The 14,339-nt window shown below is 71.6% G+C and carries 23 protein-coding genes; 3 read left to right on the forward strand and 20 right to left on the reverse strand.

Annotation, left to right across the window (positions count from 1 at the left end):
* Positions 1 to 99 precede the first annotated feature (99 nt).
* From ACQFYA_RS20735 to ACQFYA_RS20780, 10 genes are all read right to left on the reverse strand, one after another.
* Positions 100 to 435, reverse strand: a complete 336-nt coding sequence (locus ACQFYA_RS20735; protein ID WP_499127682.1) for a hypothetical protein — start codon at positions 433 to 435, stop codon at positions 100 to 102.
* A gap of 140 nt (positions 436 to 575) precedes the next feature.
* Positions 576 to 1,082 (reverse strand): hypothetical protein, encoded by a 507-nt coding sequence (locus ACQFYA_RS20740; protein ID WP_499127684.1) that lies wholly within the window; start codon positions 1,080 to 1,082, stop codon positions 576 to 578.
* A gap of 2 nt (positions 1,083 to 1,084) precedes the next feature.
* Entirely contained in the window at positions 1,085 to 1,408 is a 324-nt protein-coding gene (locus tag ACQFYA_RS20745) for a hypothetical protein (protein ID WP_499127687.1), read from the reverse strand.
* Between the two features lie 193 nt (positions 1,409 to 1,601).
* Complete coding sequence (locus ACQFYA_RS20750; protein ID WP_499127689.1) at positions 1,602 to 2,624, reverse strand: ArdC family protein; 1,023 nt, start codon at positions 2,622 to 2,624, stop codon at positions 1,602 to 1,604.
* A gap of 193 nt (positions 2,625 to 2,817) precedes the next feature.
* Positions 2,818 to 3,030, reverse strand: coding sequence for a hypothetical protein (locus tag ACQFYA_RS20755; RefSeq protein WP_499127691.1), 213 nt, complete (start codon positions 3,028 to 3,030; stop codon positions 2,818 to 2,820).
* Position 3,031: 1 nt separating this feature from the next.
* Entirely contained in the window at positions 3,032 to 3,289 is a 258-nt protein-coding gene (locus tag ACQFYA_RS20760; RefSeq protein WP_499127693.1) for a hypothetical protein, read from the reverse strand.
* 29 nt (positions 3,290 to 3,318) lie between these two features.
* Complete coding sequence (locus ACQFYA_RS20765; protein ID WP_499127695.1) at positions 3,319 to 3,603, reverse strand: hypothetical protein; 285 nt, start codon at positions 3,601 to 3,603, stop codon at positions 3,319 to 3,321.
* Positions 3,604 to 3,759: 156 nt separating this feature from the next.
* Positions 3,760 to 4,458: a hypothetical protein gene (locus ACQFYA_RS20770; RefSeq protein ID WP_499127697.1), complete on the reverse strand. Its 699-nt coding sequence runs from the start codon at positions 4,456 to 4,458 to the stop codon at positions 3,760 to 3,762.
* A gap of 175 nt (positions 4,459 to 4,633) precedes the next feature.
* Entirely contained in the window at positions 4,634 to 5,302 is a 669-nt protein-coding gene (locus ACQFYA_RS20775) for a hypothetical protein (RefSeq protein WP_499127699.1), read from the reverse strand.
* 67 nt (positions 5,303 to 5,369) lie between these two features.
* Positions 5,370 to 5,816, reverse strand: a complete 447-nt coding sequence (locus tag ACQFYA_RS20780; RefSeq protein WP_499127701.1) for a hypothetical protein — start codon at positions 5,814 to 5,816, stop codon at positions 5,370 to 5,372.
* 300 nt (positions 5,817 to 6,116) lie between these two features.
* Here ACQFYA_RS20780 and ACQFYA_RS20785 point away from each other — a divergent pair, with 300 nt between their 5' ends.
* Positions 6,117 to 6,614 carry a hypothetical protein gene (locus tag ACQFYA_RS20785; protein WP_499127703.1) on the forward strand — a complete coding sequence of 166 codons (498 nt, stop codon included), beginning with the start codon at positions 6,117 to 6,119 and terminating at the stop codon, positions 6,612 to 6,614.
* Between the two features lie 13 nt (positions 6,615 to 6,627).
* Positions 6,628 to 7,062, forward strand: a complete 435-nt coding sequence (locus tag ACQFYA_RS20790) for a hypothetical protein (protein ID WP_499127705.1) — start codon at positions 6,628 to 6,630, stop codon at positions 7,060 to 7,062.
* Here the strand turns inward: ACQFYA_RS20790 and ACQFYA_RS20795 are convergent.
* The 10 genes from ACQFYA_RS20795 to ACQFYA_RS20840 all read right to left on the reverse strand — a co-directional run bounded on the left by ACQFYA_RS20795 (position 7,043) and on the right by ACQFYA_RS20840 (position 13,232).
* Positions 7,043 to 7,327, reverse strand: a complete 285-nt coding sequence (locus ACQFYA_RS20795; protein WP_499127707.1) for a hypothetical protein — start codon at positions 7,325 to 7,327, stop codon at positions 7,043 to 7,045. The genes ACQFYA_RS20790 and ACQFYA_RS20795 overlap by 20 nt on opposite strands.
* A gap of 151 nt (positions 7,328 to 7,478) precedes the next feature.
* The gene (locus ACQFYA_RS20800; RefSeq protein WP_499127709.1) at positions 7,479 to 8,312 is read right to left on the reverse strand and encodes a phosphoadenosine phosphosulfate reductase domain-containing protein; all 834 of its coding nucleotides are present in this window, start codon (positions 8,310 to 8,312) and stop codon (positions 7,479 to 7,481) included.
* Complete coding sequence (locus ACQFYA_RS20805; RefSeq protein ID WP_499127710.1) at positions 8,309 to 9,037, reverse strand: Csf3-related protein; 729 nt, start codon at positions 9,035 to 9,037, stop codon at positions 8,309 to 8,311. Before ACQFYA_RS20805 ends, ACQFYA_RS20800 begins: the two co-directional genes overlap by 4 nt.
* A 280-nt stretch (positions 9,038 to 9,317) precedes the next feature.
* Complete coding sequence (locus tag ACQFYA_RS20810; RefSeq protein WP_499127711.1) at positions 9,318 to 10,142, reverse strand: hypothetical protein; 825 nt, start codon at positions 10,140 to 10,142, stop codon at positions 9,318 to 9,320.
* Complete coding sequence (locus ACQFYA_RS20815; RefSeq protein ID WP_499127713.1) at positions 10,139 to 11,008, reverse strand: hypothetical protein; 870 nt, start codon at positions 11,006 to 11,008, stop codon at positions 10,139 to 10,141. Before ACQFYA_RS20815 ends, ACQFYA_RS20810 begins: the two co-directional genes overlap by 4 nt.
* Positions 11,005 to 11,463 (reverse strand): hypothetical protein, encoded by a 459-nt coding sequence (locus tag ACQFYA_RS20820; RefSeq protein ID WP_499127715.1) that lies wholly within the window; start codon positions 11,461 to 11,463, stop codon positions 11,005 to 11,007. The genes ACQFYA_RS20815 and ACQFYA_RS20820 overlap by 4 nt, the downstream gene beginning before the upstream one ends.
* Positions 11,460 to 11,696 (reverse strand): hypothetical protein, encoded by a 237-nt coding sequence (locus tag ACQFYA_RS20825; protein ID WP_499127717.1) that lies wholly within the window; start codon positions 11,694 to 11,696, stop codon positions 11,460 to 11,462. Before ACQFYA_RS20825 ends, ACQFYA_RS20820 begins: the two co-directional genes overlap by 4 nt.
* Positions 11,693 to 12,346: a hypothetical protein gene (locus tag ACQFYA_RS20830; RefSeq protein ID WP_499127719.1), complete on the reverse strand. Its 654-nt coding sequence runs from the start codon at positions 12,344 to 12,346 to the stop codon at positions 11,693 to 11,695. Before ACQFYA_RS20830 ends, ACQFYA_RS20825 begins: the two co-directional genes overlap by 4 nt.
* Positions 12,347 to 12,494: 148 nt before the next feature.
* Positions 12,495 to 12,938 carry a hypothetical protein gene (locus ACQFYA_RS20835; protein ID WP_499127721.1) on the reverse strand — a complete coding sequence of 148 codons (444 nt, stop codon included), beginning with the start codon at positions 12,936 to 12,938 and terminating at the stop codon, positions 12,495 to 12,497.
* 138 nt (positions 12,939 to 13,076) lie between these two features.
* Positions 13,077 to 13,232 (reverse strand): hypothetical protein, encoded by a 156-nt coding sequence (locus ACQFYA_RS20840; protein ID WP_499127723.1) that lies wholly within the window; start codon positions 13,230 to 13,232, stop codon positions 13,077 to 13,079.
* A 142-nt stretch (positions 13,233 to 13,374) separates the two neighbouring features.
* On the opposite strand from ACQFYA_RS20840, the gene ACQFYA_RS20845 reads away from it, so the two are divergent.
* Positions 13,375 to 14,301: an AbiTii domain-containing protein gene (locus tag ACQFYA_RS20845; protein WP_499127724.1), complete on the forward strand. Its 927-nt coding sequence runs from the start codon at positions 13,375 to 13,377 to the stop codon at positions 14,299 to 14,301.
* The last annotated feature ends 38 nt before the right edge of the window (positions 14,302 to 14,339 follow it).

The raw sequence follows: 14,339 nt of genomic DNA on the forward strand, positions 1-14,339 counted from the left end.
ATGTCCGAAAACCGCCAGAGGCGAGCAGGTGAGGTGCGATTGGAGCCCGGTGGGTGACCAGGGCGTGCCCGCCGCCGGCCAGCCAACCCACCAGGGTGTCTAGGGGTGCGTCCGGGCGTCGTCGAGCTGGGCGTCGAGGCTGCGTGCGACGACGACGTCGTAGGCGTCGTAGCGGTCGGTGAAGCGGTAGCAGGCGGTCAGTCCGTGCTGGGTCTCTTCGAGGATGTATGTGCCCGGGAGCACCCTGGCGATCATGTCGGGGCCGTCTGCGTAGATGTAGGTGGTGGTGAGGCCGTCGCGGTGCGCGCGCTCGTCCGGGTAGGCGTATCGGGCCTGCTCGCGGAGCGCGGAGATCATGGTCTCGTCGGTGACGGTCTCGACGTTCGCGCGGGCGAGCGCGGTCTCCGTCATGGTGGGTCGCGTCGTGGTGTCCATGGCTTGCTCCCTCACGCGTGGTGGGGCTTCAAGGTGACTGGTCGGGCCACCGTGTGGTTGGTGTCTTCGACGCTAGCAGCGGCGAGGGGCCCGCCGCGGCTGGTGTGGGGGCAGAGTCCCCCGCACCGGCCGCGGTCGCTTCAGGCGGGGAGGTGCTGGAGCCAGGCGCGGGCGGCGTTCCACGCGACGTCGACGAAGGGCTCGCCGTAGCCGTAGTGGAAGTCCGACTTCCAGCCGCACGAGCACACCGCCCGCCAGTAGGAGGGACGCCCGGCCTCGTCTGCGTGCAGCTCGCGCGTGGCCGTGTGCGTCTGCCCGTGCTCGTCACGGTGCAGGCCGTTGGAGCCGGCGGCCGCGAGGGCAGCGTTCCACGGGAGTTCCGCGGCGGCCAGCATGTCGGCGGGGATCGGGCCGGCGAAGTCGTCGAGTCGGGCGCGGTACTCCCCCGGGGCGAGCGCGACGCCAGCCCCTCCGGCGGAGCCTGCCCACGCCGGAGGGTCGAGCGCCGGGATGGGCGAGTCTGGGTCGTCCACGACGATCGGCGTCCATGCGGACAGTTCCATGCCGGGGTGCGGGTGGTCGGCGCCTGTCAGGAGCCGCGTGGTGGTGCTGGGTCGCACGCGCAGGATCAGGTCGGTGGCGTCCATGCTCAGACCTCCGTCCGCACGACGACGGCCTGCCAGAACCTGTCCTCGGCCTGCCGGTAGTCGCCGGTGCGGGTGAAGCCTCGGCGGGCGAGCACCTGGTCGGCGGCGGCGAAGACGTCGGGCGAGTAGCAGCCGCAGTCGATGTACCCGAGGCTGCTGCCGGAGCCGGGCCCGGCGACGTTCTCGGCGTGGTCGACGACACGGGCGCCCACCAGGGTGCGGCGGGTGAGGTTGAGGTCGAGGCCAGTGGTCAGGTGCCGACCGGTGCCGGTCTTGGCACAGCGGGTGGTGAAGTCGATCTGCAGCGTGCCGACGGGAAGTTCCATGGGATGCCTCGCGGGTTTCAAGGTGGCTGGTCAGGCCACCGGGTGGTTGGTGCTCATGACACTACCGGCTGCCGCCGACGCTGGCGGCCCGATCGGCCCCGGATCAGGGGGCATGGGGTGCCCTGATCCGGGGGGGCCCAGATCAGGCCCGCCCGTGCCGCGAGCGCCGCGGTGTCGGGCGGGGCGTGTGCGGTCAGGCCGGGGGCTCGGGGGTGCCGGTGGGGGTCTGGTCGGTGTCGAGCTCGGCGAGGATCTGCAGGGTCATGGTGCGTACGCGCTCGGCGGTGGAGCGCACGACTTCTGCGGGGTCGGTGTTGGTGCTGGCGGCCCATCCGGCGACGTAGGGGACGGTGTAACCGGTGGTGTCCAGGTCGTGGGCGGCGCCGACCATGAGGGCGACGGACTCGGCTTCGACTTCGGCGATCCCGCGGTGGCGGGGGGCGTCGGTGAGGGTGCCGTTGACGTCGTCGCGGGTGGCTCCCTGCAGCACGTGGGCGAGTTCGTGGGTGAGGGTCTTCACGCGGGCGGCGTCGTCCATGTCGGCGCGCACGTGCACGGTCTTGTGCACGTAGTTGGTGACGCCGTTGGCACCGTGGATCTCGGCGGCGCTGGCGGCGTCGTGGAGGGTGTAGCCGTGCGCGGCGACCTGGACGGCGAGGCCGTCCCAGAGCCCGGCGGGGGCTTCGCCCTGCAGGAGCTGGGGGCGGGGCTGCTCGGGCAGCGGGGCGCCCTCGGTGGCGGAGACGTCCCAGACGTACGCCACGCGGGTGCCGATCATCCGCGAGCGCACCGTCTCCCCCGGGGTGGGCTTGGTGCCCTTGGTCAGGCGGTACCAGGACGCGGGGTCCTTCGGGTTCGCGCTGGCGAATCGTGCGGTGACGGGCGCGAGGATCTGGTACCCGCGCATGCCCTTGCTCACGTGCCGGCCGAGGGCCTTCCACTGCTGGAACCCGGCGACGTAGGTCGGTTCGGGCACGGTGGTCTGGCCCGCCTCGTACGCGGCGGCGTGCTGCATCCAGATCAGCAACGTGTTGTTGAACGAGCGGCTGCGGAACCGAGCCGCGAACCGCATCGCGCGGGCCCAGTCGTCGCCGGTCACGAGGGCGCTCACGGCATCGTCGAGCCGCTCGCGCACCTCGGCGAGGCGGGCCTCTCGTTCGGCTGCCTTGGCGGTCGTCGTCGAGTCCTGGGCACGGGTACGGGTAGCAGTCGTCATGACCCCTCCGGGGGCTTCAAGGTGGCTGGTCAGGCCACCGGGTGGTTGGTGTTCATGACGCTACCCGCCGACACCGGCGTATGAGGGCGCGAAGTCCCCTGGACGGGCGGCATGGGGTACCCGTCCAGGGGCGGGGCTTCCTCGAGCTCGAGGGCGCCCTGCCGGACGTTGGCCGGCGGGGCGCGAGTGTGTCCTACGGGTGTTCGTCGATGCGGGCGATGGCTTCGCCGTCGGCGGCGGCGTTCGCGGCGCACACGGAGCAGGCGCGCATGTGCTTGCCGGGTCCGTAGGCGTCGAGTCGGAAGAACGCTGCGGGCAGGCCACACTCGACGCAGTGGCCGTGCTGGGTGGACCACTGGAAGACGACGACCTCGGTGGGTCCGGGGATGGTGGGTTCGTGGAGCACGTCAGTCCCCCGCCTGGTCGCGCAGGAACTGCTGGTACTCCATGCCCTGGTGGTCGGGGTGTCCGGCGTCGGGGTCGGCGGTGTCGTCGATAGGGCGGCCGTCGGCGGTGATGTCGGTCCAGGCGCGTTCGGTGACCGCGTAGTCGACGGACCGCGCGGTGCCCTCGAGGTACGCGTCCTTCGCTTCCTCGAGGGTGGCGCGGGTCGTGATGACGGTGTGCTGGGTCGTCTCGGTGACGGTGAACTGGTACTCGGGCACGGGGCCGCTCCTCTGCTCGTGACGTGGGCTCAGCGGAGGCCGGGCGGGAGCAGGTCCTCCGCCACCAGGGCCTCGTGAGCGGCATCCATGGGCGAGCTGCCGGTGTCGTGCTCGGTGCGCCAGTCGAAGTCGGCCAGGTCGGCGTGCGTGACGCCGTACCGGCGCCGCAGGTGGAGGTCCACCAGGTACATGAACGCGCCGAACGTCTCGCCGAACCGGGCGCCGTAGGACGCCAGCCGGCCCTCTCGCACATCGCGCAGCAGCTCGCCACGCTTGGCCTGGTCCACGTGCCTGTACAGCCACAGCTCTGCCATGGGAAACACCTCGAGCTCGCTTCGGAGCGGGTGGTCAGCCCGCCGGGGTTGGTGTCGTCCACGCTACCGGCATCAACCGACGTCGGGGCGGTGTTTGGTCCCGGGGGCCGGCGGCATGGGGTGCCTGCCCCCGCAGAGGTGTGGAGCCCTAGGCGGTCAAGGGGCGACGGGGTATGCGCCCGTCTCGCCGCCGATCCCGCCCTCGGCGTACAGCGTGATGTTGGCGATCTGATCGGGGACCTTCTCGCCGGTCAGGATCATCGTGGCGCGTTCAGACGGGTCGACGCCCTCGGGGTACTTCTCGGAGAGCTCGATCCCCTCGTTGTAGAGCTCGACGTCCTCGTTCGACTCCCCAAGGTTGTCGGACCACTCGCTGATCGCCTCGCTCACCGCGGTGAACGTGTATTTTTTCCCGGCGGGGTCGTACAGGTTGAGCTCGTACATGTTCACGTAGCTCTCCCCGTCCCGGTTATCGATGTCGGCGCTGATGTAGGCCACGGGATCGCCGCCCATCTCCTTGCGCAGGTTCTCGAGGTCTTCCGGGGGTTCCTCCGCGGGGATCTGCATGGTGATGACCCCGCCGGAGGGCGCGTAGGCCTCGAACTCGCCCGGTTCCCACGGCGGCTCGGGGACGTAATACGGGTCGTCGGTGTCGACAGCCTCGTCGCCTCCCCCGGGCGGTTCCCCGTCGTACTCCCCGTCCCCTTCGACGGGCACGTCCCCTTCGGCAGGCGTCTCGGCGGTGGCTGTGGTGGCCGACTCCGGCTCGGGGCTGTCCTCGGAGCATGCGGTCAGTCCTATGGCGGCACCAAGGGTCGTGAGCAGCGCGATCGTCGCGCGGGCGGTCCTCATCATCGTGACCTCCTCTTTTGGAGGCTCTCACGGGGGCACCCGCGCCGCATGACGGTCCCGCCCGCGGCCCGCCAGGCCCCGCCCTGAGACCGACAGACTGGCTCAGATGCCGTGGCACGCCGCGAACCACAGGGCCCCGGCTCCGCTGAAGCCTGCGAAACGCTGCCTCACCGAGCGATCAGGCAACGGTGCCATCTAGCCAGTCCCGTCCCTCGCGCCCCTCGACGTACTTTCCCCCGGGCGGGTCGGCGAAGGCGTGCGCGACCAGGGCCCGCATGCGCGGGGAAGCAGCGGCGAGCTCGGCGTCTCGGTGCTCGACCCAGCTGTCCCACTCGAACCCGGCTCCCGCGTCGACCACGCATTCGGACACCAGCCGGTCCGGCACAGGGGCCCCGAAGGCCCCGACGTTGGTGTACGTGCCGCCGTCCGGGTCGCGCACGATGACGAGTTCGATCGGGCTGGTGGGCTCGGCGGCCAGGACGCGGTCGATGTCGAGCAGGTAGCGGATGCTGCGCTCGTGCCACAGCCCGTCGACGACGCCGCACAACGGGTTGGTGCCGATCGTCTCGACGCGCAGGTGGGTGGCCATCCGCTCGGCCGCCGCCGAGATGGCGATCGACTCGACGCGTCCGTGCCCGCGATCCCAGCCGATCACCTCCAGCCACGGTCCGTCACCGTGCACACGGTCCAGGAGCACCCGGACGGCGTCGGGGTGGGCGTCACGGGCGGCTCTCGCGATGACGCGAGCCGCGGCGTGCATGGCGGCCCGGATCGAGGCGTACATGATGTCCGCGAGCGCCGTGGCGTCGTCGACCTGCCTGATGGTCACGTCGATGTTGGTGGTCACGGTTGGTCCTCCGTGTTCGGGGCGGCTGGTCAGGCTGCCGGGGTGGTGGTGTGAAGCCAGGCAGGGTTCAGAGGCGGATGGGCACCATTCGGGCCGCCTCGTCGAGGATCGGCGGGTAGGCGTCGATCTCTGCTGCCTCGTCGATCGTCAGCAGGTAGGTGCCGCACCGGGCGTCGAGGGCGCACAGGGCCTTGGTCGAGACCGCGCCGTAGCCGCCCTGGGGGCCGATGTGCGCGGTGTAGAGGTGGATGGCAGCGTCGTGCACGTCCTCGTCGATCTGCAGGTCGAAGTCGGCCCGTTCCCCCGTGGCGTCGGCCCACGCCGACGCGCTCAGCCAGTCGCCCTGGTCGGATCCCTCGAGGTGCACGTGCGTGGCGGTGGGGTGTGCCTCGCGGACGGCGAGTGCGATGAGCGACGCCGCAGTGCGCATCTCGGCGATCGTGGCCCAGCGGACAAGGCTCGACAGGTGCTCCATGTTCGAGTTCTGCAGCCTGAGCGCGGATGTGCGGTGCATGGTCCCCTCCGGCGGGGTGTCAGGGTGGCTGGTCAGGCCACCAGGTGATTGGTGTCCCCGACGTTACCGCTGGCCACCCACGGAATCGGCCCGTTCTCCGCCCCGTTGTCGCTGGGACAGCGGGCATGGGGTCCCGCTGTCCCGCGGAAAACTGTTCCGGCGGACGATCTGGAGCCGAGCGGCGGGCGGGCGTCGTCGGTGGGTACCACTAGGCACGGGCGGACCCGCGCCCGGGTTCACCCGGTCGCAGGGACGCCTCCGACGACGGCGCGTCGTACCTTGACCTCCGTGGAGATACCCGTGACCACCAGCCCCGCCCGGCCCGCGCGTCACTCGCACGTGCTCCCGCTCGTCTTGACGGCCGTAGGGTGCTTCGTCGTCGGCGGTGTCGCCGGCGCGGCCGCGACCTACTCGGTCACTGCCTCGGCCAACGACACGGCCGAGGCGGCGCCTGCCGTGACGTCCCTCGAGCAGGTCCCCGAGACGCTCCGCGTGGAGGCCTCGTGCGACGGCGGCCCCGTGTGGGAGCAGACCGCCGTCGTCACACCGGAGGCGATCACCTTCACCGTGGGCTCGGACGCCACCGAGTCCTTCTCGAAGGACGCCTACCAGGCGGCCCGGTGCGTCGCGATCGACACCGGCCTGACATCCGCGTTCGACGACGGTGAGCTCGACGCCGCGCTCACCGAGTGGCAGGAGAGCCCTGGCGACGTCACCCGCACGTGGAATGGCTGGACCCTCGTTATCCGGGAGGGCGAGGGCGGCGGATCGCAAGTCGTCTTCGCTCCGGCAGCGTGAGAGGCGGCGCCCAGTGACGAAGCAGCACCCGGAGCACGGGGCGTGGAAAGCGAGGCCGTCCTCGGAGGACTGGCAGGTGCCCGCCCAGGTACGCCCTGTCAAGGCCGCGCCGCCGGCGCCGGCCACGGCCAGCGCGTACCTCGAGCACTTCGATCGCACCGGCAAGTACTCTCCTGGCGCGGACGAGCCGCGGAACGCGTCTGTGCGCGCAGCCGCGGACGCCGTGCTCGCTTCCCGACCGCGGGTGTACGACGCCGTCGAGCCGGAATCGGCCCCCTCGCGGGCCAAGCAAGTGTGGACGCTCATCCTGGCCGCCATCGGCATCTTCTGGATCGGTGCAATGGTCGTCGGCATGATCCTCGGCGGCCTCAACAGCACTGGCGGTGGCGCCCCGCCGGGAGACTCGGGCTACTCAGACTGCTCGCACTCTATGCCGCAGAACTGCTGACCCGGAAGGAGTACGCGTACCGGCCGAGGCCAGCCCCGGTGCGCCGCTCGAGCGCCCCGATCTCCACGAGCAGGTCGAACGCCCGGCGCACCTGCGGGTCGGACAGGTGGGTGTCGAGGGCCATCTGACGCACGCTGGTGGACACCCAGCCGTTCGCGTCCCCGAGGTCGGCGATCGTGCACAGCACGATCGCTGCGGGCAGCTCACGCGGCCCGAGCTGGTCGATCACCCGCCACGGGATGAACACGCCGGTCGTGGTGCTCATGCGTCCTCCTCGTCGTCTTCGGCTCGGGGTCCTCGTCGCTGATCTCTTGCAGCGCAGCACCACGCCGCTCGTCATCACATGAGGGTACGGCGGACGGGCGGGACACGGCGGGGTCGAGCACGGACCTACTCGATGGTCACAGCAGCATCTGTCACACGTACTCGCGGAGCCGGGGCAGGACGGTGGCGAGTTCTTCGAAGAGCGCAGGCCACCCGCGGCGGAGCCAGGTGATGCGGCCCTCGGTGAGGTGAGAGCCGTCGAGCATCGTGGACACCCGCAGAGCATGTTCGGGGGCGCCGAGCCGGCGCAGCTTGGCGTAGACGGGGTTGACCGGCAGGTGCCGGCGGGCGATGTACGTCCAGACCTCTTCGGTGGACCAGTCCCAGGCAGGCCCGTAGGCGACGGTTCCGTCGTTGCGGGCGATCCGGCCGCCGTGGTGCGCCCGGTGCTCGTGGGGGCTGCTGCAGTGTCGTGGGCAGGTGCACGGGTGGCTGCGCAGGGCGTTGGTGTACGCCGCGGCGCGGCCGCGGGCTTCGGCGGCCCGCACGCCCCAGACCTCGCCGGGCCCGTGCGCGCGGTGTGCTGCTGCGGCAGGTTCGGTGATCAGGACGGTGTGCATGTCCGGCACGGCCTGGTCGGGGGCGTTGTGGTTCCATCCACCGGCGCTCGCCATGAGCTCGAGGGATCCGGCGGTGGGCGCCATGACGTGCAGGTTGAGGTCCCATGTCTCGGCGAGGTCCGCGATGTAGGTGTACGTCTCGGGGTACTCCAGCCCTGAGTCGAAGAACACGACAGGGACGTCGGGGGCGGCCTGGTGGGCGAGGTGGAGGGCGACGAGGGAGTCCTTGCCTCCGGAGAACGCGACGTAGCCCTCGTGGGCATCCAGGTGGGCGCGGAGGCGGTTTCGCACGAGCTCGAGGTTGCGGGTGGTGGAGCGCAGGGCGCGCAACGCCTGGAGGTTGAGGCCGGGGTTCGCGGTGGTCATGACAGCAGGGCCGGCAGGTGGAGCTCGTGCTGCCGTGCGGGATGCATGTATGGCGGGCGGATGCCGGCGCGCCCGACGCTGGTGTCGGGCACCTCGACGAACTGGCGCCGGCAGTGGTCTGGGGTGGGGCGTCCGAGGGTGCCGTCGGGGTGCAGGTGCGCGGCGGTCAGCATGTCGAGGTCGGGTGCCGGTTCGATGTCCCAGCGCAGGACATGCCCCTCACCGCTGGTGCGCTTCTTGCCGATGCTGCGCACGTCGGAGAGTAGGTCCGCCACGGCGTCGAGATCTCCGACCGCGTGCCAGGTGAGGGTCCCGCAGGCGGTCACCAGCAAGGGCATGCGGCGGGCGCGGTAGCGGCCCTGGCGCCCTGAGATGACCTTCGGCAGCGACGAGGCCACCTGCTCGAGCTCGCGCTCGTCGACGCGTCCGGTCCAGGTGTGCACGTCGGGACGGTCGGCAGCCCGGTCAGGGTGCGCGCAGGTCGCAGCCCAGTGCCACGGCCCGTCCTCTGGCTCGCACCGCGCGAGCGGCAGGTCGAGGTCGGGCGGGTCGTCGTTCTCCAGGGCGCGCGTGTACTCGCGTCCCGCGGCGCGCGCCTCCGCCTTCTGGCGCTCCCACAGCTGGGAGGCCAGCAGACCGTCGAGCGCGATCCCCCACGGCGCCGCTTGCCCGACGCCGGCGGCCAGGTGAGCCCGCACCCGCATCGGGACGAACTCGCCGCTCATCGTGCTCCACCCACCCGGTCGCAGCGCCCGCACACAGCGAGGTACGGGCCGAGCCCCTCCTCCAGGTACGTACTGGCCGCGAGCGCCGGGGTGGCCTGTTCGCCGCTGCTGGCGGGGTAGCGGCGCAGGGCGGGGCGTGTGGTGCAGATGTCGCAGGGTTCGGGCGTGGTCGGGGCGCAGTCGTCGCAGCGCTGCACGGTCCCGGTGTAGGGGCCGGCGGGCAGCGTGAGTCCGCAGGCGCAGGTTGCTGGTTCGCGGGGCGTGGTCGTGGGTGGGGTGGTCATGCGTCCACGTACTCCGTTTCTGCCATCAGGCGGAGGACGTCGTCGCGGTCGTGCCGGCGTGCGACGGCGCCGATGCTGTCGGCCGAGCTGTACCCGGCGCGGTGTGCTGCGCGGTCAGGGGCCTCTCCTCCGCGCACCAGGAAGGCGAACTCGTCGAGGTGGTCGTGAGCCGTCTCGGGAGCGGCGCCGGGCGCCTCGGGGCCCGCGCTGGGGTCGTCGATCGTGTCGTCGTCCCAGGACGCGGGTACCGCGTACCCGCGGGCTGCGGCGAGCGATGCGGCGCGTGGTGAGGGGCCTCGGGTGGTGGAGAGCTCGTCGTACAGGTGGCGGATCGCGTCGTGGGTCTCGCGGGTGATGTGCCGGCCGCGGGCGGCGACGATCTTCTCGGGCTGGTGGAGGTGCCCAGCCGTGCGGAGCACCCGTTCCATGTGGGCGTAGGTCCAGCCGAAGGCCTGCAGGGCCTGGATGCGGCGTACGACGCCGATCTTGGGCACCAGGGGGGCGGGACGCTCGTGGAGCTGGTGGGTGGTCACGGCCAGGAGGCGGTCGGCGATGGTGCGCTTGACCGTGCGCTGGCCGTGCAGGAGGTGGGTGATCGTGGCGCGGCATACGCCGGCGGTGTCGGCGATCGCTGCGGCGGTGCTGGCGTCGTCAGCGTCGAGCAGACCGCGCAGGTGGGCGCGAACGGGATCGGCGGGCACCGTGCGGGTGCGTCCTTGCGCGGCGTCGTACCGGTAGCGCTTCTCCCATGCGCCGGTGCCGTATGCCGGGGTCTGCTGGCTGGCGCGCTGGGGCGGGTTGGTGAGGGTGTCGATGGTCATGCCAGGTCCTTGAGGGCGGTGAGGATGTCCTCGCGGTGGGTGCGGACGTGGGCGCGCCAGTCCGGCAGGTCGGCCGGGAGGCCTGGGGTGGGGGTGAGGTCGGCGTGCACCTGGCCGTGGCCGATGGCGACGCGTCCGCCGAGGCGTCCGGTGGTGGTGAAGGTGTCCAGGACGTCGGTGGCGAAGGCGAGCTCGAGGGGGCTGGGTCGTCGCAGGCGCAGCCAGGTGGAGAACTGGGTGCCGGCGGGGAAGGTCTCGATGTGGAACAGCATCTGGTTGCTGCCGGGGTGGGCGTGGGGGGTGCCGTCGGCGTCGAAGGTGACGGTGGCGTCGCTGTCCAGGACGGGCGCGAAGTCGTGGGCGTCGGCTTCGTCCTGGCGGGTGTATGCCTCAAGCTGGACGGCGTCGAGCGCGCTCACCTTGGAGGGGGCGCCGGTGATCCGGGTGGTCTCAGCCAGGTGCGGGACGACCTTTCCGACGTCCAGTGCGCCGCCGATGATGGTTCCGCCGGCGGCGGCGCCGAAGACGCCGAGCTGAGGCACGAGCGCGCGCACTCGCTGCAGGCGGCTGCCCGACAGGGGTTCGGTACTGCTCTTGGCCAGCGCTCCCCCGCCGCGGAGTGCGTGCGCGGCGGGCGCGGGCAGCTGGCCCTCGTAGCCAACCGCGTCGCGCAGCAGCTCTTCTCCGATGCGGCGCAGCCGCCCGCGCAGGGTGTTGCCGGAGATGATCGGGATGAAGACGAAGTCGCCCGCCTCGGTCATGACCCGTTCGCGGCGCAGGAGGGTGATGGTGCCGCGGGTGTCGCCTCCGTGCGCGATGGAGCTGGCGGCGGTCAGGGTGCCGGTCCAGGTGATCGTGGGCGTCATCGGTGGCTCCCTGCGGTGGCGGGTTCGGGTCGGGACTCGCGCACGGCGTCGGCGACGATGCGGGTGCGCAGGAGCAGCGCCTCGGTCTCGAACCGCAGCACTTCCAGGACGGGCGGGGCCTCGGCGCGCAGCAGGTGTTCGAGCTCTGCGCGTTCGGCCGCGCCGCGGGGTGCGGAGCCGAGGTCGTCGGCGACCTCGCGCCACCAGCGGCGAAGGTTGGGGGCGCGGTAGGTCGCGCAGATGACGCGGTCGGGCAGGAGGGCGGCCCAGTAGGTCTTGCGGTAGTTCGCCACCCAGCCGTTGGTCCAGTCGACGCCGTAGTGCACGAGCAGCAGGAGCCGCTCGGCGGTTCCGGCGGGTCCGTCCAGCGGAGGCATGTAGTCCTGCACCGTGGCGAGCCACTTGCTGGTCGGCGTGAGCGCGGCTGCACGCGGGGTCGGGGTCGTCGCGGTCATGGGGCCACGACCTCGAAGGCCGGAAGCGCCATGTAGAGCGGGACGACGTCGAAGCAGCGGCTGCAGCTCGCGTTCGCGGGGTGCACCTGCGTGGTCGGTCCGCTGGTGGCTCGCCCGCACAGGGTGGCGGTCGGTAGGACGTCGGGCCGTGTCCCGCGCAGGGCGGGACTCAGCGCCACCAGGTGGGTGTCGGTGTCGCTGGTGGCGGTGACGGTGGCGAACGGGATGCTCAACGGAGCGCCTCCTTGGTGGTGGTCGGGGTGGTGATGTGCAGGGCGAGCGGGAGCCATGGGCTGTCGGGCTCTCGCCAGGGGTGCAGCTGCTCCCAGTCGGTGAAGATCTGTGTCCAGCTGGTGCGGGGTGCCCGGGACAGCGTGTGGAAGGGCGGGGCGGGCTCGGCGAGCATCCGGGAGCCGAAGCCGCTGGCCCGGAGTCGCGTCAGCGCGTCGAGGAGCTGGGCGTCGGTGTCCGTCCAGGGCACCCGGGCGTGGTCGGTGGTGATGTGCCCCCAGGTCGCTACCGGGACCAGGTGCTTGCGGCCGGGCCGCAGGGGGATCACGAGCGCTTCCTTGGCGCCGAGTGCACCGGCCAGGAGCCGCTCGGTTACCTGGGCCCGGGACCGGGGCTCGCAGCCGGGGGCACGGGTGATGTGGTGCGGGTGGGTGCGCAGCGCCGGCGTGGTGTACGCCCACGTGCACGCCGGGCACAGGTGGGTGCCGCGGGGTTCAGTCCAGTCGTCGTAGCCGGTGAACGACTTTGAGACCGCCTGTCGTGCCGGGTGAACGGCGGCGCGGCTGGCGCAGCGTGCGCAGCGTGCGCCGGTCGCCGGCGCGGGGTGGGCCGTCGTGGTCTGGGCGGACCAGGCGGCGGTCAGGACGTCCATCAAGTGCCTCGCATCTCCGTTGCTCTACCGAAGGAAGGTGCGGGGCGTGCTGTCGTTGTTACCGCCGGGGATGGCCGATTTCGTGGGGCGTGCACGACTAGGGCCCCGCACGCGACGTGCGGGGCCCTGGTCGTGATGGTGGTTGGGGCTACCGGATGGGCTTGTTCGGCAGGCGGGCTGGCGGCGGAGGCAGGGTGCCGCCGCTGCGGTCGCGCGCGCTGGCGATGGCCAGGCGGATGGCTTCGCTCGCCAGCGCGGACTGCGACAGCATGCGGCCGGCGCCGCGTTCCTCGCGCACGGCGTCCTCGAGCGCGGTGATCGTCGCGCGGTCCATCCAGATCGGGCGCGGGATGCCCTGCCGAGCGCTCTCTGGGTCGAGCCCGGCTGCGAGGTCTGCTCGCTCGCGTGGGGTGCGGTCGACGTGGTCGATGAGTGCCGCCTCGACCCAGGCGGCGAACCCCAGAGGGGCTCCCGGGCGGTGGTTGAGGTCTGCCACGTACGCCGCGCGGGCGGCGTCGAAGGTCGACTGCTGCCAGTACAGCCCCAACCGGCGGCGCGACGGTGTCACGTCCTGCTCGGGCGTGCTGGGCACGGTTGGTGCGTGGGGCATGGGAGCCAACCTATCGGGGCCGTATCGTGGCGGGCGCCTCCTCGATCGATGTCGGGTCGGCTGACACGACAGCGGCCCTCCAGGTGCGATCTGGAGGGCCGCCGTTGCGCGCGGTAGGGCTCAAGCGGCGACCTGCGCCACCCCCTCGAGACGTCGCTGGGCGTCGATCAGCTCGCCGACGGTGACGTCGGCGCGCCCGGGGCGGCCCTTGCGGCTCGCGTCGGGCGACGTGTCCACGTCGGCGTCGCAGATCCTCGCGATGTCCTGGGCGTTCATGGAGTCCTCCTGGTTGCGTCGGGACGAGCTGACACGATGCAATGTATGCAATCGCTCTGACGGCGTCGCCGGGTGTGGGGGCAACGGCGGGGCCGCCGGATCTCGAAGTCGACGCGCCGCCGCCGGGCGGCATACTCGCTCCATGACGAGCGCCTTGGACGGGATCATCGAAGGGGCCGCGGACCCGAGCGTGCGGACCGCAGATCTACTGCGCCGGGCCGCGGCAGCCGCGCATCGCTTGGAGGCGACCGAGATCCGGGAGTGGGCACGACGCGAACTCTCCGGGTACCCCGAAGAGACACAGGACGACGACCTGCCTGTATACCGCCGCTCAATCCCTACCGGCGCGAGCACCTACTGGACCGGGTACGGAGGCACATCCGAGACGAGAACCCTCACTGCACCAGATCAGCCCGATGACTGGTTCGCCGTCTGGTTTCGCGTGGCCTTCCGCCAGCCGGTGTCCGAGCTCGAGTCGCTGATGAGCGCAGAGGACGGCGGGCTCGGTATCCCGTGGCCGGGGATGGTGATCACGAGGTGGAACGAGCTCGCGGCGCAAGGGAAGGCCTTTGGCCTTTCGGGCATGACTCTGTACAGGGCGAGGACTCTGGTGCCGAAGCAGGCGCTCGTCGGCGTGGTCGACGCGATCCGAACCGAGGTGATGAGCCTGGCCATGGATCTGCAGTCCGCCAACACCGAGGCCGGTGCAGCCGGTGGCCCCACCGTCGCCGACGATGCCGAGGTGCGCCAGGTGGCCACCCAGTTCATCACCAACATCTACGGCGACGGCGCGACGATCGCGCAGGGGCACGCGGTGAGCCAGCAGGTCACGGTGCACGTGGGCGATGTGGTCACCTTGACCCAGGCCGCGCAGACCACGCTGGACGCCGACGGCCTGGCGGACTACGTCGACGCCGTTCTGGCGGCCCGGACCGACCCTGAGAAGAGCAAGCTCCGCGCGTTCCTGGAGAAGGTGCGCGGCGGCGCCTACGCCCTGGTTGGCGGCGTGGCCTCAAACGTGGCCGCCGATCAGCTCATGCAGTGGGCCACGCAGTTTCTGGGCGGCTGACGCACGACGACGGACGGGCCATCTTGGCGCTCGCGGGG

Origin of the sequence: Promicromonospora sp. Marseille-Q5078 (assembly GCF_050315395.1) — a bacterium.
Classification (GTDB): Bacteria; Actinomycetota; Actinomycetes; order Actinomycetales; family Cellulomonadaceae; genus Isoptericola.